Below are 18199 nucleotides of genomic sequence, written 5' to 3'. Positions count from 1 at the left end.
TTGCGCCGCCGAAGCACTAAGCAAAAACATGTATGCTCGAAATTAACCAGCAGAGCCCCTCCCGACCAGGCCTTTGGGGCAAGTTGAGCGATGACCGCTTCCGGGAAGGCTGCGCTTCGCCCGGAATGATGAACATGCGGCGCGAAGCAGACCCGCCTTTGTGCACGTCCTGCGCGACGTCGGCGCCAGCCGCATCCTGGACAAAACGACTGAGGCTGATCTTGAGGCGACTGGCGTCGCCGTCGGCGACGGAGTTGACCTCGAAACCAAGATTGCCAAGAAGCTGGGCTACAGCGCGCGCATCATTGGCCGGATTGCTCAAACCTGGCAGTTCCAGATAGTGCGACTCGCCGATGACCAGAGCCACACCGTGCAGCGGCTTCGCTGACTGCGCTTGCCCGTATTCAGGCCAAGCCAGACAACTAACAAGTTGCAGCAGGAATAGCGTTACAAGAGCGGCTAGCCGATCCGAACCGATCAAATGTCACCCCAGCGACCTCTGATGCCCACCTCATATTAGACGTTACCAGATTAGACGTTGCCAGATGGCTGCTCAATGGTCGGTAGATTGAATAGATCTCAAGGTCGGCGGCTTTTACGCGTAACTCGCAATCTTTAGAGCGGGTCGAGCATTTCTCTCGAAATTGAAGCTTGAGTGGAGAACGTTGGATTTCGGTTACTCTCCCTCCAGGGCAGCGTCCTTAAAAGTGCGCCCTATAGAATTGAACTGTTGGATATCGTCTCAATGTGAAAATCGTATTTCAGATGTCTGCCTCGACAACGGCGGCACTGGCGGACGTTCGACCAATAAGTGCTTGGGTAGAAATAGGGGGTTCGAGTCCACGTCGAGGGCCCCTTCAGAAAATGGCATAAAAATCAGTAACTTACGCGGTCGTTTTGGTGGGCCCGGAGGCGTATTAAAATCGTTGATTTTGTTGAGTTTTTCGTGGGCCAAAATCAGAAATCTTCCCGTATCGTTCCGCATGGTCCCGTGACGCCATACAGCCGACTTTAGCTAACCTCATTTGCGAACGGTCGGAGCCATGCTCCAGAATGGCCGCAGTGGGCCGAGAGCGGACGATCCGGTTTCAACCGACGTCTGCGGTAAGCTGTCGTTCCGAAACCAACCCACAATCGGTCGTCGCACTTGTCAAAGCCGCCTCCCGTACGAGGGTCGACCTCATCGTTGGCGAATAGCTCAGTGTTAGATCTTCAAAAATCGATAGACGAAGCGATCGGTCTGGCCCTTAATCGAGGGATCGAACACCTTGATCGAGTGCGGATCGTCCTTGTTCGCGAGCATGGTGCTTTCCGCGTCCAGTACGAAGCCAGCCGCCTCCACCTCCTCCCGAACGGATGCAGGCTCAATCCGATGCAGCGACTCGGCGGCAGCGAGTTGGCTGCGAAAGCGCCGCGCAATGAGACGGAACTCCGTATATTCCGGGTCGGCGAGTACGCCGATTAGGATCGCCGATCCACTCACCGCAAAGTTGAGGGACTATGGAATGCCTAAAAGGTTCATCGCCGAGAAGGCGGCGGAGATGATCCTGTTGGACACGCGCCAATGATGTTCCGGCGACGTGCGGCATCTTGCGGATGCCGGAGGCCGCCTGATGGTGAGCCCGAATTTCGATTTGTCGGGGTTCACTGCAGCCTTGAAGGCTGGAATGGTCCTGCATGGACAAAGGAGATTGCTCGCTCCACCCCATGAATGTTTCCAGCCGTGGGGTGGAGCGGAGCATTCGCCTCCGCGGTCAAATGTTGGCGAGCAATTCGTTGACGCGGCTTTCCATGTCGGCAAGCGCGGCATCGACGTCTTTCTGGCCGGTGATTGCAGCGCTCATCTCTTCGCCGACAATGTCCTGGATCGCAAACTGACGTTGTACCGCTGACGGCAGTGGCCTGCCGAGATCGGCGACGGCGGAGATCGTGTTGCGATGTGGCAGCGCCTTGAAGGCATCGGAGGTGATGATGGCCTTGTAAGCCGGCAGATGGCCGGTGCGCGACCATTCGAAGTCGTTGTCGGCGAAGAACTTCAGGAACTTGCCGATGGCCGCGGTCTGCTCAGGCGTGCGGTCCTTTTGCGACACGGCCCAGGTGTGGCCGTCGGCATATTGCGCATGGGCACCACCAAACAGCTGCGGATATGGGTAGACCGCATAGCCACCCTTGTTGAGCGCAGTGCCCTTGGTTTCGGACTGGGCGTTGTTGTCACCGACAACCCACGTGCCGTTGAGCTGGACGCCACCTTCGCCAGCGAGGAAAGCGTTGATCGCGCCGCCATAGTCGAGGTCCTTGGTGGTGTAGCCCTTGTCGAAGATCGCCTTGTACATCTCCACGACCTTCTTGGCTTCCGGCGTGTTCAATTTCACATGCTTCGGGTCGGCAAAGAAGTCGGAATCCTGCTGGAAGAGATAGGTGTAGAGATTGCGGGTGTAGAGCGCCGTCTCATTCGCCAGGTTCTGGACGAAATAGGGCTTGCCTGTCTTCTGCTTGAATTGTTCGGCCTGGGCGAGCAATTCCTCTGGTGACTTCGGAAGCATCGGCGTGCCGTCGGCGTTGACGAGGCCGGCTTGCTTAAAGAGATCCATGTTGATGTGATAGAGCATCGTCCAGCTGTCGATCGGCAGGCCGTAGATCTTGCCGTCCTTGGTGGCGCCGTTGCGCGCCGCATCGGTAAAGGCGTCAGGCGTCACGCCAACGGACTTCAAGAGATCGTCGAGCGGCATCAACAGGCCCTTGGACTGGTAGTCGGAAAGCGCCGATTCATGGATCGTGACGATGTCGGGAGCATCGCCCGAAGCGAACTGCGCCGTCAGTTGGTCATAGCCCGGCCATTCCACGGTGGAGACCGTGACGTGCACATCGGGATTGTCGGCATTGAACTTGTTGATCAGCGAAGTGATGATGCCACATTCGCCGACGGCCTTGGTGACATCGGTGTTGGTGCCGAAATCGGCATCGCAAGCACCGAAAAAGCGCTGCACGGTCAGCTCGGTTGCCGCAAGGCTCGGGCTGGCCAGCATCATTACCCCCGCGGAGACCGCGGCAAGCAGCATTCTCTTCATTTTCATGTCAGTTCCTCCTCCTGAGTTTTCCGCCACTCCACCCTGGATTGGCGTCATGCGTTCCATCACCGCGGCGCGCTCCTGCGCCGTCAGGCAATCTCGTCATCGCACCGCAGCGCCGGATACGGCCGTGACGATGTATTTCTGGAAAAACAGATAGACGACGAGGATCGGCGCGCCGGCGAACACCGCCTGCGCCATCAGGAAGCCGATGCCTTCGGATTGGGCGAAATTGGTCTGCGTCGAGGCCATGCCGACGGTCAGCGTGTACATGTCCTGCTTGGTCGCCGAGATCAGCGGCCACAGATAGTCGTTCCATGCGCCGAGGAAGGTGAAGATGCCGAGGGTTGCCTGCGCGGGCACCGTGAGCGGCAGAAGCACCTTCCAGAAAATCCTGAACTGGCTGGCATTGTCGAGCATGGCGGCTTCGTCCAGCTCCTTCGGGATGGCCTTGAAATATTGGGTCATCAGGAAGACGCCGAACGAAGCCGACAGGCCCGGGAGGATGAGCCCGTGATAGGTGTTGTGGAACTTCAATACGCTGAAGATCTGGTGGCGGGCGACAAGCACGGCCTGTTCGGGAACCGCCAGGCCGAAGAGCACGACGACGAACAGGATGTTTCGGCCAGGGAAGTTCAGCCGTGCAAAACCGTAGCCGGCGAGCGACGACAGGATCAGCGTGCCAAGCGTCAATCCGCCCGAGACGATGATGCTGTTGAACACCCAGACGAACACCGACGAGGTGCCGATGGTGTTGATGTAGTTCTTGAGCGTGTAGGGCCCGTGGAAGACCGAATTCGGATCGGCCATCAGCTCGACATTGTCCTTCAGCGACAGGCCGATGACCCACAGCACCGGCGCGATCATGACCATCGAAAGCAGGATGACGAGAGCCAGCAACACGCGGTCGCCAAATGCGCGTCCGCTGATGGAAATGGCTGGCGCTCTCATGGCTGATCCGCCTTGTTGCGCGTGACGAGATATTGGGCCATGGCCGCGATCAGGATGAGGATGAACAGGATCTCCGATGCCGCGGCACCCAGGCCCAGATCCCAGCGACGGAATGCGGTGTCGTAGATGTAGAGAACGATCGGCTTGGTCAGGTTGTTCGGGCCGCCACGCGTCATCAGCCAGGCCTGGCCGAACAGCTGAAATTGCAGCACGATCTGGACAATGATCACCAGGATGAAGGTGCGCTTGATCGACGGCAGGGTGATCGAGCGCAGCGTCTGCCAGCGGTTGGCATTGTCGAGCGCTGCTGCCTCGTAAATATCCTGCGGGATCTGCTGCAGGGCCGAGAGAAAGAGCATCATCGGCAGGCCGATGCACCACCAGATAGTGGCAATGGCGATGCCGATCATCGCAAGGCCGGGATCGGAAATGAACGCCGGCGCAGTGGCGCCGAACCATCCGTAGATCGTCGACAGCAGACCGACATTCGGAATGAAGACGATGCGCCAGATCAGTGTGACGATGGTGACCGACAGCACCGAGGAAGAAAAGAACAAGGTCCGCAGCACGGCGGCGGTGCGGGTGCGGCGGTTGAGGCAAAGCGCGAGAAAGAGGCCGATCAGCGCCAGTGTCGGCACCGTCAGAAGCACGAAGTAGAAGGTGTTCCAGACCGATTGCAAAAACACCTTGTCGTGGAACAGCCTGACATAGTTGCCGAAACCGACAAAATTTCCGGACGAGAAGGTGTCGGCCTTGTGGAAGCTCAGCCACATTCCCCACAGCAGCGGGAAGACGAGCAGCGTCGTGAAGAAGAACAGGAATGGCGCGACGAACATGAAGTTTCGCCATTGCGGCGCGTAGATGTCGACGCTTGGGGCCCTGACGCTCGCGGCCGGCGTCGCGGTCTGCGGCATCGTCAGCCGGTCAGCCATATCAGGCCTCCCTCGCGTGCCAGGCGCGGCCGGTCTCGTTGAACAGATGTGATTTCTGGCCGTCGAAGGCGAGCCCGACCTTGTGGCCGACCGCGACGCGGCTGTTGCCGGCATCGGAGGCGACGATCTGCTGGCCGTCGCCCAGCCGCGCGTAGACCAAGGTGCGTTCGCCGAGCCGCTCGAGCACATCGACCACGCCGTCGGCATTGCCCTGTCCCGCGGCAACGATGCGGACATCTTCCGAACGGATGCCGAAGCTGTACCTGCCGTCGCTCAACTGGCTGGAGGCGATCCCGGTCTGGACCGATATGCCGTCCGCAAAGCTGGCGGCGGCATTGTCTCCCGATCTGTCGAGCGTCGCCTCGACAAAATTCATCGCCGGGGCGCCGACGAAGCCGGCGACAAATCTGGTCGCCGGGCGTTCGTAGATTTCCATCGGCGAGCCGATCTGCTCGATCCTGCGATTGTTCATGACGACGATGCGGTTGGCGAGCGTCATCGCCTCGACCTGATCATGAGTGACGAAGATCATCGTCGATTGCAGGCGCTGGTGAAGCTGGGCAAGTTCGAGGCGGGTGCGGGTGCGCAACGCCGCATCGAGATTGGAGAGCGGCTCGTCGAACAGGAAGGCCTTGGGCTCCTTGACGATCGCCCGGCCGATGGCGACACGTTGGCGCTGGCCGCCGGAGAGCTGGCCCGGCTTGCGCTCGAGCAGATGCGGCATTTCGAGGATGCGGGCGGCCTCGTTGATCCGCGCATCGATGACCTCGCGCGACATGCCGATGTTCTCAAGCCCGAAGGCCATGTTGTCGCGCACGCTCATATGCGGATAGAGCGCATAGGACTGGAACACCATGGCAATGCCGCGCTTGCCCGGCGGCAGGTGGTCGATGCGTTCGTTGTTGATGGCGATCTCGCCGCTGTCGACGGTTTCGAGGCCGGCGATCATGCGCAGCAGCGTCGATTTTCCGCAGCCGGACGGTCCAAGGAACACGATGAATTCACGTGCCTTGATGGAAAGCGACAGGTCCTCAAGCACCGACATGGTACCGTACCGCTTGCTCACATTCCTGATCTCGATATCGGCCGTCACGTCGACGCTCCTCCTCAGCGCATGCACTTTCCGACAATCCGCCTGAAGTCAGAGCTTCAGGCGGATCATCTGGTAGGAATAGGCCGGCAACGACAGGCGAAGCGTGCCGCCAGCCAGCGAGGCGCCCTCCCCCTTCCTGGGGCCGACATTGCCGGGGTTCCCGGCCGAGTTGACGGCTTTCAGATCCGCGTGCGTGATCGCCTGGTGATCGACGATGTCGCCCGTGCCGAAACCGCTAATGTCGATGACGGTTTCGATTGCCTCGTCCGGATGGCGGTTGACGGCGAAGAAGGTGACATGCCCGGCTTGCGTATCGTGCACGCCGGCGACGTCGACATAGGCAACGTCGCCGGCGACGCTGGACTTGTAGGTCGGGCTTTCGACCTTGAGATCCAGCGCGTTGCCGCGGCCGTAGATCGAGGCATAGAGATAGGGATAGAAGATCGTCTGGCGCCATGCCGGGCCATTGGGAACGGTCATGATCGGTGCGATGACGTTGACCAGTTGCGCCATGCACGCGATCTTGACCACGTCGGAACGGCGGATGAAGGTGTTAATGATCAGTCCGACCTGCAGCACGTCCTCGAAATTGTAGATGTCTTCGAGCAGCGGCGGGGCAAAGGGCCAGCCGTCATTGCCGCCGAGGATTTTCTTGTCCTGCTCCTTGGAATGGTACCAGACGTTCCATTCGTCGAACGAGATGTAGACCTGCTTGCTGGAGCGCTTCTTGGCCTTGATGTAGTCGATGACGCCTGAGACCGAGACGATGTAGTCGTCGAGCTTCTCGCTCATGGCGAGGTAGTTCGGCGCATCATTGGCTTCGTTGTCGAAATACATATGCAGCGAGATGTAGTCGACCTCGTTGTAGGTGTGGTCAAGAACGACCGCTTCCCATTCGGGATAGGTCGGCATCCTGGCATTCGAAGAACCGCAGACCACGAGTTCGAGAGACTTGGAGAAGGCGCGCATCGCCTTGGCGGTCTCGTGGGCCAGGCGGCCATACTCGTCGGCGGTCTTGTGGCCGATCTGCCAGGGGCCGTCCATTTCGTTGCCGAGACACCAGAGCTTGACGTCGAAGGGCTGCTTGCGGCCATTGGCGATGCGCTTGTCGCTCCATTCGCTGCCGCCGGGATGATTGGCGTATTCCAGAAGGTTGCGGGCTTCATCAAGGCCACGCGAGCCGAGATTGACGGCCAGCATCATCTCGGTGTTGGCGGAGGCGCACCAGTCGGCAAATTCATGCAGGCCGACTTCGTTGCTTTCCGACGTATGCCAGGCAAGGTCGAGGCGCACCGGCCGCTCTTCCCTGGGGCCGACGCCGTCTTCCCAATTGTAGGCGGAGACAAAATTGCCGCCGGGATAGCGCACGATCGGAACATTGAGTTCCCTGACCAGATCGATGACGTCCTGACGCATGCCATTGGCATCTGCCGTCGGATGGCCCGGCTCATAGATGCCGGTGTAAACCGCACGCCCGAGATGCTCGATAAAGGACCCATAGAGCCTCGGATCGATTTTCGAGACGACATAGTGCGGATGCGCCGTGACGGCTGCCTTCATGCGTTTTCCTCCCACAATATCACAAATGATGATTTAAATCACCTTGTCCGATATCAAAGGGAAGCAGCACCCATCCGTCAAGTCAAAAACAGCCAAATGTCTGACAATTTAACTGCAGCCTCGGTCATCAATGTGAGCAAAAGACTGAAATTGCTGCGTTATCTTTGAAACCCGATTTGATGATATCAACCGGTTTTGATCCTGAGCAGAATGTCCTGGTCGTAGTTTCCAAATCCCTTGCCGAAAATATTGATCCCGCCAGGGCGCTTGGCGTCGTCCTTGACGCCGATGCGGATGCGGATTGAATGATGGCCCTTGAGGTCGAGCGCCGCGAGGCTGGTTTCGGAAATCCTGACCCCGTCGACGTAAGTGCCGTCAGCGGAAATTCGCCAGTTCTTCAGCTTGCCATATTGCGAGCCCTTGAGCTTCCACCAGGCGGGCGTGAAGACGCCGCGCTTGTCGCCGAAATCGCCGGGCGACGTCCAGGTGCCGACATCGACGCCATTGATCGTCAGCGTGATGTCGGAGGGCCAGTCGGCGCTGGTGCCCGGCACCTCCGAGGACAGTTCAATCACCACTTCGAGCTCGGTAATCTCGGCATTGGCGAGCTTGGCATTGTTGGGAAACTGATACTCGACAAAGCCGCGCGTGAACCATAGCAGCCCAGCCTTCATACGGTCCGGATCGAGGAAAGTATTCGGTACGTCGAGCAGACCGATAATGCCATCTGGAGAGCACAGGCCGCAGGGCGCCGTCACCTCGAAACCAGTGTAGAGCCCGATCGGCATCGACACTTCGATGGCGTTGTTCTTGACCGCGCGATACTCGCTCTTGAACACCACGAGCACTTCCTCGGCGGTCGGGTAACAAATCTTCTGGCTGCCTTTCTTCGCCTTCTGGTTCTCGGTCCGGATCAGGCCCGCATCCTCGAGCACCTGGATATTGGTCGAGACCGTCGATTGCGGCAGCGACAGCACGGCAGCTATGTCGTTGACATTCATCGGCCCTTTTTCATGCAGCAGTTTCAGCATGGAAATGCGCGCCAAGGAGGCCAGCCCCTTGAGGACGGCGATGCCTTCCTCAGGTTCGATCACCAGAAAATTGCTGCTCATGGAATTCCCAGCCCACGCCAAAATCTGTACCCGAAACCGTCTTGTATATCGGGATATCTGATTTAATCAATGCGTTGGCAGAACCTCAGGTCACTTTGGTTGATCCGCGGCTGCGTGCGCAACTATTGCCTGACGAACGTGCCCGTGTAGGTCTGGCCCGCAAGCGCAACGGTTGCGGCTAGGGTTCCGTCGGGCAGCATCGCAAAGCTGAGGTCGGCGCCATTCGGGAGGCGTCCAAGCTTCAACGTGGTGCCTGTAATTCTACCTGCGCCGGCTGCCTCTCCCGGATAGTTGTCGGCCAGATTTCCCCACGCATAGGTGGCCGTCACCTTTCCATTGGAAGCAATCGTCTGGACAGCAAGTTTGGCTTCGTAGGTCCCTTCCAATCGTCCGGCCCACAGGCCCGAAAAAGCAGCGTATTTTGCTGGAATGCCCTTGCCAGGAGGCGTGATCGCCACGGATTGATCCATGCTTGCCGAACTGGAAGAAACGACGGCGGGACCCAAGGCAGGTTGGGATGGAGTAGGACCAGATTCTGTCCCAGGTTCGAGAGCGGCGGGTTGCCGCGTTTCAGGGGCGGCTTGGCACGCGACCAGGGCAAGGGCCGAGAAGCCAAGCATTGCGGTGCCCATTCGGTGTGCCATTTTCCGTACTCCCGGCCCATCTTTGACTCTGGGCGCAGGCCGACCTTATCACTCGTTTTCGCAGTCCGTCTCCAGGCAAAGCAAGGGCGTAGGACAGCTGCTTGCAGGAACAGGCAACGGCACGAGCGAACGCGGCCAGCTCGCCCAGGCTGGCACAATCAGTCGAAGAAGCCCGCGTCTTCTTCGCCAAGATACTTTTTCGCGCCTACGGCGTCGATGTCGACGCCCAATCCTGGAGCCTCGAGCACGTCGATCATCGAATCCGTCACCACCTGCTTCGGCAGCCCAATGACGATGTCCTCCCACCAGGGGTCGGAGGCGCTCGGATATTCGAAAGCGATGTAGTTGGCGGGCAAGGTGGCGCAGACATTGATCAGCGCGCCAAGGCCGAGCAGGCCGTTGGCAGTACCGTGCGGCGCCATCAGGATCGAGTGCATGTAGGCGTGTTCGGCGATCCATTTCAGCTCGGCAATGCCGCCGACATCGGCGGGATCGGGGCCGATGATGCGCACCGCCTGCGTCTCGATCAGTTCCTTGAAATTGTGCCTGAGGTAGATTTGCTCGCCGGTATGGATTGGCGTCGAGGTGGAGGTGGTCAGCTCCCGATAGGCCTGCGGATTGACCCACGGCACATAATCGCCGGTCAGCATGTCCTCGAGCCACATCAAATTGTACTTCTCGACCGCGCGAGCGAACTTGATCGCATCGGGCAGCATCCAACCCGGGCCGCAGTCGAGCGCCAGGCTGACATTGTCGCCCAGCACTTCCTTCATCGCGATCACGCAGTCGAGCATGTGGTTGAAACCGCGCTCGCTGATCATGCCCTGATCCATGGCGCCGTGATAGCCGGCCTTCTTCTGCGTCACGCCGTAGTGAAAGCCCTCGATGCTGTCCTTCATGTTGGAATGGAATGAGATACCTTGCTTGACCATGAAGAAGTTCTGCGGCTGCTCCACCATCCATTTGACGTCAGCGGCGTAATCCTCCGGCCGGTCGCCGGTGCGCTTCCGGCGGATCGAGCCGTTATAGACCCGCACCTGGTCGCGGACCTTCCCGCCGAGCAGTTTGTAGACCGGAACGGCGGCCGCCTTGCCGGCGATGTCCCACAGAGCATGCTCTATGGCACTGACGGCGGCGCCATAGGGCTTGAACGAACCCCTCTGGCGGATCTTCAGCATGACGCGCTCGACGTCGGTCGGGTCCTCGCCGATCAGTGCCTCGCGGAAATGCAGCACAAAGGGTTTGAGATAAGGCTTGGTGTACTCGACCTCGCCAAGGCCGTAGAGACCTTCGTCGGTGACGACGCGGACGATCGGATGCTTGCCGATGACGGCACAGCGCAGGTCGGTGATCTTCATGGCGCAGTCCTATTTCACAGACGAGAACGCTGTCGGCGTGAGCAGCTGGCTGCTGATATTGGCAACGATCTGCCCGTCGCGCTCAGACTCGTCCCGGGCCTTGTGCCATGCCGGATCGGTGACGAAAGCCGCCCATTTCGCCTCACGCTCGGCCAGCGATTCCCAGGCGAGGAAATAGGTGAGGCGATTGCTGTTTTCGCCGATCGCCGTGGTGAAAAACCCGGCTTGGCGGATGCCATGCCGCTCCCAGATGGCCAGCGTTTGGTCGGAAAAGCGCTTGAGCAAACCCGGCAGCCTGCCCGGCAGGCAGTCATAGATACGCAGTTCGTAGATCATGGTTTCGTCCGTTTCTTTCTTTGCACCCTTGGGAGAGGTCGACACGAATGGTCGGTCGTTGGCCCTGTGAGCCTGGGGAATGATGGCAGGAGGTCTGGGCTAACTCCAAGTCCGGTCCCAGCTATATTCATTGTCCCAATGCTCGGTGGATTGCCATATCCCCGTGACACCGGGCTGCAGATGCCGGCTGATCACCTCGTCGACCACGTCGTCGATGCCCAGTCCCGGCTTGTCCGGCACTGTGATGAACCCGTCCTTGACCAGCGGCTTGGGCAAGCCGGTGACGATGTCGTCCCACCACTCCACTTCGACGCTGTGATATTCGAGCGCCATGAAGTTTTCCGTGGCCACCGCGACATGCGCGGCCGCCATCGCGGCGATCGGGCTTTCCGCCATGTGAATGGCCATGGCAACGCCATGGTCCTGCGCCGCGTCGCCGATCTTCTTGGTCTCGAGAATGCCGCCTGACGTAAGCAAGTCCGGGTGGATGACCGAGATGCCTGCGTTGAGCAGCGGCTCGAATGCTTCCTTGAGGTAGATGTCTTCCCCAGTGCAGATCGGCACGGAGGTGGCCTGCTGCAGCTGCCGATACTGCTCGGTGTATTGCCAGGGAATCACGTCCTCGAGCCAGGCTGGTGCGTATTTCTCGATGCGCCGGGCGAGGCGAATGCCGTCCTGCAGCGAGATGTGGCCGACATGGTCGATGGCGAGCGGGATCTCGTAGCCGATCACTTCGCGGACTTCGTGGATATATTGGTCGAGCAGGTCGATGCCCTTTTCGGTGAAGTGGAGGCCGGTAAAGGGATGCGGGACGTTCTGCGCGTCATAGGCGGCGTTGCGCGCGCGGCGCTCGTCCAGCGTGCGTGCCGGGCCGCGAGCGGCATGCGCGCGGAAACCGTCGAGCACGCCGGCCGGCGCCACCACCGCGCCCGGGATGTGCGAGACCTGCGCCAGGCCGAGGTCCATCTTGAGGAAGGTGAAGCCGAGATCCATCCGCGCCTTGAGCCGCTTGCCGGTCTCGGTGCCGCTGGGCTTGTCCGCGTCGGTGTCGCAATAGACGCGCACCTTGTCGCGGAACCGTCCGCCGAGCATCTGGTAGATGGGCACGCCATAGGCCTTGCCGGCGAGATCCCACAGCGCGATCTCGACTGCCGACACGCCGCCGCCCTGCCGGCCGTGCGCACCGAATTGCTTGATGCGGCGGAACAGCCGGTCGATGTCGCAAGGGTTCTCGCCAAGCAGCCGGCTTTTGAGCATCAGCGCATAGGTGGCGCTGGCGCCGTCGCGCACCTCGCCAAGCCCGACGATCCCCTGGTTGGTATAGATCTTGAGCAACGCCGAGGTGAATGGCGCGCCGACGATTTCAGCCACCCTTATGTCGGTGATGCGAAGGTCGGACGGCCGGGAGTTCGTGTTCACCCGATTGAGAGCATCGCCGGCTACACTCGTCTTTGGCATGCTTGTCCTCGTACTGGTCGGCGGGGCTTGTAGTCCGCACGCTGCGCCGGCTTGGAGCGTTGCTAGCCCAGCTCTATCTCGTGCGCCTGCAGGTAGTCGCGGTCCATCTCGACACCGAGACCAGGCTTCGACGTCAGCTTGAGGCTGCCGTTCGAAACGTCGAGCGGTGTGTCGATGAGGTGATCGTATTTGCCCAGGTTCCACTCCGACGTCTCGAGCTTGTAGAAGTTGGGAACGGTCATCATCACCTGCGCGCCGGCAACCACATTGATCGGCCCCGCGGCATCATGCGGCGAGACCGGGATGTAGTAGGCTTCGCAGAGGGCGGAAATCTTCTTGAGCTCGGTAATGCCGCCGGTCCAGGTGACGTCCGGCATGATGTAGTCGGCGAGCTTGTTCTCCAGCACCGGGACGAAATCCCACTTGGTGTGGCCGCGCTCGCCCCATGAGATAGCGGCACTGACCTTCTCGCGCACCTGCTTGAGGGCGTTGAGGCTCTCGGGCGGACAGGGCTCCTCGAACCAGTCGATCTGGCCGGCCTCCTCGAGGCTGCGACAGAGGCGAATGGCAGTGGGAACGTCGAAGCGGCCATGCGCATCGATGAGGATGTCGACATCGGGGCCTGCCGTTTCGCGGATCAGCGCGGTCAGTTCGGCCGCCTCGCGCTCGTCCTTGCGCGTCATGCCGCCATCGAGGTAGCCGTCCCGCTGTTCGCGCGACTGCCCGTCGGCGCTGCGGCCCTGGTGCGGGAAAGGGTCGAACTTGAGCGCCGTGTGCCCGGACTCGACGATGTCAAGAATCTCGCGGACCACAGCGTCCTTGCTGGTAAATTTGGCTTGGTTGGGATGGGTGTAGAGCGAAATTTCATCGCGCACCGGTCCGCCCAGCAGCTCGTAGATCGGCTTGCCAAGGACTTTGCCCCGGATGTCCCAGAGGGCGATGTCGATGGCGCTCACGCATTCGACGGCGGCGCCGCGGCTGCCCATGTAGGTGAAGCTACGGAAAACCTTGTGCCAGAGGTGCTCGATGCGCGCTGGATCCTCGCCAGTCAGGGCGATGCCGATCTGCTGCAGGATCGTGCAGAGAGCGCGGTTGGCGAGCCTGGTCGTGGTGGTGATCTCTCCCCAACCGCTCACCCCCTCGTCGGTCGTCACTTCGACGAACAGATACTCTCCCCAGTAGGAAGCATCGGACTTGATCAGCCACGGCCGGATGCTCGTGATCTTCATCTCAATTACCTCTTCTGGAATGGGTCAGGCTGGCGCTGTCCAGACCGGATCTTCTATCCTGCCCGGGCAGCGTTGCGTGCTCGCATGTGTTCGAGGACATGCCGGCCAGAGCCTTCGACATGGCGTGCTATCAGTTCGGCTGCCTCGTCGGCATTTCCCGCTTTTACATGCGCGATGAGTTCGCGATGCTCGCGAATGATCGCGGCACGCCGGGCAAGCGTGAAATTGAAACGCCGGCTCACGGCTCGCAGCACTTCGCGATGCTTCCACCAAAGCTCGGCGGCATGGCGATTGTAGTGCCGCTGGTACATCACGGTGTGGAAGGCGGTATCTAGCTCACTGTGCTGGAACGTGTCGGCAAAGTTGTTCTCTTCAATCAGGCCCTGGATGCGTTCGAGTTCGGCAATGTCCTCTCCAGTCGCCATATTCACAAACCATCGCGTCAGAGCCGGCTCGATCAGGACCCCGATCTCGTAGATATCCCGGACAAAATCCTGATCTATCGGCCGGACGCGCGCGCCGCGATTGGGGAGGAAGGTGACAAACCCCTCCCCGCGCAAGAGCTGCAGGGCCTCGCGCACGGGGTTGGTCGACGTGCCGTGACGGCGGGCAAGATCGGTCACCACAAGCCGCTCGTTGGCGGCGAGCCGCCCCTCAATAATGTCTTCCCTGATCAGCTGATAGAGCGAGGCTCCCTCGCTGGAGGCCCCGATGGGGTCAATCCCCTCGGGCGGTTCTGCTTTGAAATCGCTTGTTTCGGCCAAGGCCGGCTCCCCAAATTAATACACGCCTTGCTCGATATCACGCACGGTTTCCACAAACAATGTACGATTTAGCGCGTTGACACGCAATCCACTATCTGAAAACGTACGAAGTGACCGAAGGGATACATAAAACAGCAAGACGTCCCGCGATCGAACGAATGAGACCGCCTGCCTCGACGCAGAGCGGCATGGGAGAGAACCTGGAGGATACCTATGACGAGGATTTCACTCGGCGGTGCCGTCCTGCGCGGCACTGTCTCCACTGCATTAATGGTGTCGTTGATGTCCGCGTCGGCGCTGGGCGCGCCGCCGGTCGATTTGAGCAAATGGTCGCCGGAGTATGTGCGCTCGATTGCCGGCACACAGGAGTTTGATACGGCGGCCGATTGCGGCAAAGTCACCCCGCTCGACTACAAGGGGCGACTGACCTTCTGGTACCAGGGTGTGTTCGAGGGCGACCCCGACCTCCTGCGCCAGTACTACAAGGAGTTCTTCGAGACCTTCCGCAAGACCTATCCAAACATCCAGCTCGAGGAACAGGCCCTCACCTATAACGACCTGCTCGACAAGTTCCGTACCGCGCTGCTGGGCAATGCCGCGCCGATGGCGGTCCGCCTGCAAATCCTGGGTGGCACCGAGTTCGCTTCAAAGGGCTATCTGGAGCCGCTCAAGCCCGAGGATGTGGGGTATTCGACCGAGGATTTCTGGCCCGGCGCCATGAAGGCCGTGACCTGGGATGGCGTGACCTACGGCATCCCGACCAACAACGAGACGATGGCGTTCATCTGGAACGCCGATATCTTCAAGCGAGCAGGCCTCGATCCGGACAAGGCTCCGGCAACCTGGGACGACGTCGTCAAGTATTCCAAGCAGATTCACGACAAGCTCGGCATTGCCGGTTACGGTCTCGTGGCCCGCAAGAACGCCGGCAACACGCCGTACCGTTTCATGCCGCAGCTGTGGGGCTATGGCGGCGGCGTCTTCGACGAAGCCTCGGCCAGCCCGACCTACAAGGAGGTCGAACTCAATACCCCGCAAAGCAAGGCAGCGCTGCAAGCCTCGTACGACATGTATGTTCGCGACAAGTCGGTTCCGGTCTCGGCACTCACCAACCAGCAGGCCGATAACCAGCCCCTGTTCGTCGCCGGCCAGCTCGGCATGATGATCTCGCACCCGTCCGACTACAACGTCATGCTCGACCTGCAGAAGAAGGCGACGGGCACCGACAAGGACAAGGCGCAGACCGTCATCGACAACATGCGCTACGGTCTTATCCCCACCGGTCCCGACGGCAAGCGCGCCGTCGTGTTCGGCGGCTCGAACATCCACATCCTGAAGCCCGAATATGTCGAGGGCGGCAAGGTGGACGAGCCGGCTGCAAAGGCGATCATCTGCATGTGGACCAGCCCCGAATGGTCGCTGAAGATGGCCTATGCCGGCTCGAACCCGGGCAACCTCAACGGCTTCAAGACCAAATGGATGAAGGAACGCCTGGAGAAGATCAAGTTCCTCGATGTCACCACCTCGATGCTGCCATACGGCATCCCGTTTCCAGCACTGCCGCAGGCCCCGGAGATCATGAACATCATCGTTCCGGATATGCTGCAGAATGCCCTGACCGGAGCGATGACCGTCGACCAGGCAGCGGACGACGCGGCCGAGAAGGTAAAGAACCTGATGGAAGGCAAACTCTAGCCTGAGCCTGACACACGATCTGGCCGGCTGCGCCGACGGTGCAGCCGGCTAGCTCCGAGAAAACAAGGGCGCGCCACAGTGACGATCATGACCGGCAAGGCCGAGGCTCGCCGAACATTGCAAACCGGCTGGTCCGGCGTGCTGCGGAATGTGTGGGGGCACCGCGCCGACTACGCATACGTGCTGCCGGCGATCGCCGTGATGCTCATCGTCATCGCCTATCCGATCTATTACACGATCGAGCTGTCGTTTTTTAAGACGCCGCCTGGCCTGCAGCTCCGCGACAAGACCTTCATCGGCTTCGACAACTACACGGCCATCCTCACCAGCCGGGTGTTCTGGAAAGTCACCTGGAACACTTTGATCTGGACGTTGGCGTCGACGTTCATCTCCTTCGTCCTGGGGTTTGGCGCAGCGCTGGCGCTCCACCGCGACTTTGTCGGCCGTGGTGTCATGCGCGCCATCCTGATCATTCCATGGGTCATCAGCGCGGTCGCCGCCTCCTACATCTGGAAGTGGATCTATCATTCGGACTTCGGGATCATCGGCGCGGTGCTGGTCGGCCTCGGATTGGCCGACCGTCCGCCGAATTTCATCGACAACGTCAGCACGGTGCTGCCCTCCCTGATTGTCGTCAATATCTGGCGCGAGTTTCCGTTTGCCATGATCATGATGATGGCCGGCCTGCAGACAGTTCCCGAACAGCTGCTGAGCGCCGCAAAAGTCGACGGGGCCAGTGCCTGGCAGCGCTTCTGGCACGTAACGTTCCCGCATCTGAGCAGCGTCTCGACGGTGACGATCCTGCTGCTCGCAGTTGCCAATTTCAATTCCTTCATCATCCCGTGGATCATGACCGGCGGCGGGCCGTCCAATGCATCGCATATCTGGATCACACACATTTACGAGCTTGCCTTCGGACGGCAGCTTTGGGGGGTGGCTTCGGCCTATTCGGTGCTGCTGTTCCTCATGCTGATGACGCTTGGCTACTTCTACGTCCGGGCGCTCAGCGGCAACGATCGCAAGGAGGGGGGCGCATGAGCACGATCACCGAGACAGTCCCTCGAGGTCAGACAGGTCGGCGCATGCGCGTCGACGGATGGCGGTGGGCGGGGCGCATCTTCCTCGTGTTCATGCTGCTCTACACCGCGCTGCCGATGGTCTGGATGCTGCTTACGTCGATCAAGTCCGGGTTCGCGGCGATGCAATTCCCGCCGCAATGGTGGCCGGACGAGCCGACCCTCGCCAGCTATCAGAAGCTGCTCGATCCGCAGAACAGTGTCGGCCAGGACTTCCTCCGCTTCTTCTGGAACAGCCTTTTCGTGTCGACCGCCACGACGATCCTTTCCGTGATCGTGGCTGTCCCTGCGGCCTACGCGTTTTCGCGCTTCCGTTTCCCCGGCCGGAACTTCCTGTTCTTCGCCGTGCTGCTGCGCAACATGTTCCCGGCGGTGATCTTTCTCGTGCCGCTTTTCATCCTGATGCGCATGCTCGGGCTGGTGAACACGCATGGCTCGCTGATCCTCACCTATCTCACTTTCGGCCTGCCGCTGGCGATCTGGCTGCTCAAGGGTTTCTACGACAACATCCCGGTGCAGCTCGAGCAGGCGGCGCGCATCGATGGGGCAACGCGGTTCCAGGCCTTCATCCTGATCGTGATGCCGCTCTCGACGCCGGGCATCATCGCCACCGCGATCTATTCCTTCATCGGCGCGTGGAACGAATACATCTACGCCTACACCTTTCTCTCCAAGAACGAGCAGCTGACGCTGCCGGTCGGCATCCAGCGTTTCTTCTCGGAAAATACAACGGACTTTCCGGGCCTGATGGCGGCCAGCTTCATGATGAGCGTGCCCGTCGTGGTGCTGTTCCTCGTCCTGCAACGATACTTCGTACGCGCCCTTACAGAAGGCGCGGTCAAGCACTAGAGCCGGATGATTTCAGGTCGAATCGACCTGAAATCTGAATCCGCCTCTAAATCAAAGAGATAGAGCATGATGTC

At 60.2% G+C, this 18199-nt stretch carries 17 protein-coding genes; 3 read left to right on the top strand and 14 right to left on the bottom strand.

Annotated elements, in window-relative coordinates:
* Positions 1–16: 16 nt before the first annotated feature.
* The 14 genes from AC1DXN_RS28810 to AC1DXN_RS28745 form a co-directional block, all read right to left on the bottom strand.
* Positions 17–481 carry a caspase family protein gene (locus tag AC1DXN_RS28810; RefSeq protein ID WP_477277886.1) on the bottom strand — a complete coding sequence of 155 codons (465 nt, stop codon included), beginning with the start codon at positions 479–481 and terminating at the stop codon, positions 17–19.
* Positions 482–1204: 723 nt separating this feature from the next.
* Positions 1205–1483, bottom strand: coding sequence for a hypothetical protein (locus AC1DXN_RS28805; protein ID WP_477277884.1), 279 nt, complete (start codon positions 1481–1483; stop codon positions 1205–1207).
* A gap of 271 nt (positions 1484–1754) precedes the next feature.
* Positions 1755–3068 carry an ABC transporter substrate-binding protein gene (locus AC1DXN_RS28800; RefSeq protein ID WP_477245889.1) on the bottom strand — a complete coding sequence of 438 codons (1314 nt, stop codon included), beginning with the start codon at positions 3066–3068 and terminating at the stop codon, positions 1755–1757.
* A gap of 102 nt (positions 3069–3170) precedes the next feature.
* Positions 3171–4019 carry a carbohydrate ABC transporter permease gene (locus AC1DXN_RS28795; protein ID WP_477277882.1) on the bottom strand — a complete coding sequence of 283 codons (849 nt, stop codon included), beginning with the start codon at positions 4017–4019 and terminating at the stop codon, positions 3171–3173.
* Positions 4016–4933 carry a carbohydrate ABC transporter permease gene (locus AC1DXN_RS28790; RefSeq protein WP_477277967.1) on the bottom strand — a complete coding sequence of 306 codons (918 nt, stop codon included), beginning with the start codon at positions 4931–4933 and terminating at the stop codon, positions 4016–4018. Before AC1DXN_RS28790 ends, AC1DXN_RS28795 begins: the two co-directional genes overlap by 4 nt.
* Before the next feature lie 19 nt (positions 4934–4952).
* Positions 4953–6044: an ABC transporter ATP-binding protein gene (locus AC1DXN_RS28785; protein WP_477277880.1), complete on the bottom strand. Its 1092-nt coding sequence runs from the start codon at positions 6042–6044 to the stop codon at positions 4953–4955.
* A 48-nt stretch (positions 6045–6092) separates the two neighbouring features.
* A complete protein-coding gene (gene arfA / locus AC1DXN_RS28780) occupies positions 6093–7604 on the bottom strand; it encodes an arabinosylfuranosidase ArfA (protein ID WP_477277878.1) in 1512 nt (503 codons plus the stop codon).
* Positions 7605–7789: 185 nt separating this feature from the next.
* A complete protein-coding gene (locus tag AC1DXN_RS28775) occupies positions 7790–8716 on the bottom strand; it encodes an ArsR/SmtB family transcription factor (RefSeq protein ID WP_477277876.1) in 927 nt (308 codons plus the stop codon).
* Between the two features lie 122 nt (positions 8717–8838).
* A complete protein-coding gene (locus tag AC1DXN_RS28770) occupies positions 8839–9186 on the bottom strand; it encodes a hypothetical protein (protein WP_477421766.1) in 348 nt (115 codons plus the stop codon).
* Positions 9187–9518: 332 nt separating this feature from the next.
* Positions 9519–10718 (bottom strand): mandelate racemase/muconate lactonizing enzyme family protein, encoded by a 1200-nt coding sequence (locus tag AC1DXN_RS28765; protein WP_477277875.1) that lies wholly within the window; start codon positions 10716–10718, stop codon positions 9519–9521.
* A gap of 9 nt (positions 10719–10727) precedes the next feature.
* Positions 10728–11054, bottom strand: coding sequence for an NIPSNAP family protein (locus AC1DXN_RS28760; RefSeq protein ID WP_477245043.1), 327 nt, complete (start codon positions 11052–11054; stop codon positions 10728–10730).
* A 99-nt stretch (positions 11055–11153) separates the two neighbouring features.
* Positions 11154–12512 (bottom strand): mandelate racemase/muconate lactonizing enzyme family protein, encoded by a 1359-nt coding sequence (locus AC1DXN_RS28755; protein ID WP_477245045.1) that lies wholly within the window; start codon positions 12510–12512, stop codon positions 11154–11156.
* Between the two features lie 62 nt (positions 12513–12574).
* Positions 12575–13741, bottom strand: coding sequence for a mandelate racemase/muconate lactonizing enzyme family protein (locus AC1DXN_RS28750; protein ID WP_477277873.1), 1167 nt, complete (start codon positions 13739–13741; stop codon positions 12575–12577).
* Positions 13742–13794: 53 nt separating this feature from the next.
* Entirely contained in the window at positions 13795–14505 is a 711-nt protein-coding gene (locus tag AC1DXN_RS28745) for a GntR family transcriptional regulator (RefSeq protein WP_477245049.1), read from the bottom strand.
* A 213-nt stretch (positions 14506–14718) separates the two neighbouring features.
* On the opposite strand from AC1DXN_RS28745, the gene AC1DXN_RS28740 reads away from it, so the two are divergent.
* The 3 genes from AC1DXN_RS28740 (at position 14719) to AC1DXN_RS28730 (ending at position 18125) form a co-directional block, all read left to right on the top strand.
* A complete protein-coding gene (locus AC1DXN_RS28740) occupies positions 14719–16200 on the top strand; it encodes an ABC transporter substrate-binding protein (protein WP_477277871.1) in 1482 nt (493 codons plus the stop codon).
* Positions 16201–16278: 78 nt separating this feature from the next.
* Positions 16279–17238, top strand: coding sequence for a carbohydrate ABC transporter permease (locus AC1DXN_RS28735; RefSeq protein WP_477245053.1), 960 nt, complete (start codon positions 16279–16281; stop codon positions 17236–17238).
* Positions 17235–18125, top strand: a complete 891-nt coding sequence (locus AC1DXN_RS28730) for a carbohydrate ABC transporter permease (protein ID WP_477245055.1) — start codon at positions 17235–17237, stop codon at positions 18123–18125. The genes AC1DXN_RS28735 and AC1DXN_RS28730 overlap by 4 nt, the downstream gene beginning before the upstream one ends.
* Positions 18126–18199: the final 74 nt, after the last annotated feature.

The organism is Mesorhizobium sp. P2_H9 (genome assembly GCF_056403215.1).
Note: the sequence above shows the minus strand (reverse complement) of the source record. Positions and strands in the feature narration are given on the sequence as shown.

Excerpts from the sequence above, each read along its gene's own strand:
- AC1DXN_RS28800 (WP_477245889.1), bottom strand. The coding sequence starts at position 3,068 with ATGAAGAGAATGCTGCTTGCCGCGGTCTCCGCGGGGGTAATGATGCTG.
- AC1DXN_RS28795 (WP_477277882.1), bottom strand. The coding sequence starts at position 4,019 with ATGAGAGCGCCAGCCATTTCCATCAGCGGACGCGCATTTGGCGACCGC.
- AC1DXN_RS28790 (WP_477277967.1), bottom strand. The coding sequence starts at position 4,933 with ATGCCGCAGACCGCGACGCCGGCCGCGAGCGTCAGGGCCCCAAGCGTC.
- arfA (WP_477277878.1), bottom strand. The coding sequence starts at position 7,604 with ATGAAGGCAGCCGTCACGGCGCATCCGCACTATGTCGTCTCGAAAATC.
- AC1DXN_RS28775 (WP_477277876.1), bottom strand. The coding sequence starts at position 8,716 with ATGAGCAGCAATTTTCTGGTGATCGAACCTGAGGAAGGCATCGCCGTC.
- AC1DXN_RS28770 (WP_477421766.1), bottom strand. The coding sequence starts at position 9,186 with ATGGATCAATCCGTGGCGATCACGCCTCCTGGCAAGGGCATTCCAGCA.
- AC1DXN_RS28765 (WP_477277875.1), bottom strand. The coding sequence starts at position 10,718 with ATGAAGATCACCGACCTGCGCTGTGCCGTCATCGGCAAGCATCCGATC.
- AC1DXN_RS28760 (WP_477245043.1), bottom strand. The coding sequence starts at position 11,054 with ATGATCTACGAACTGCGTATCTATGACTGCCTGCCGGGCAGGCTGCCG.
- AC1DXN_RS28755 (WP_477245045.1), bottom strand. The coding sequence starts at position 12,512 with ATGCCAAAGACGAGTGTAGCCGGCGATGCTCTCAATCGGGTGAACACG.
- AC1DXN_RS28750 (WP_477277873.1), bottom strand. The coding sequence starts at position 13,741 with ATGAAGATCACGAGCATCCGGCCGTGGCTGATCAAGTCCGATGCTTCC.
- AC1DXN_RS28740 (WP_477277871.1), top strand. The coding sequence starts at position 14,719 with ATGACGAGGATTTCACTCGGCGGTGCCGTCCTGCGCGGCACTGTCTCC.
- AC1DXN_RS28730 (WP_477245055.1), top strand. The coding sequence starts at position 17,235 with ATGAGCACGATCACCGAGACAGTCCCTCGAGGTCAGACAGGTCGGCGC.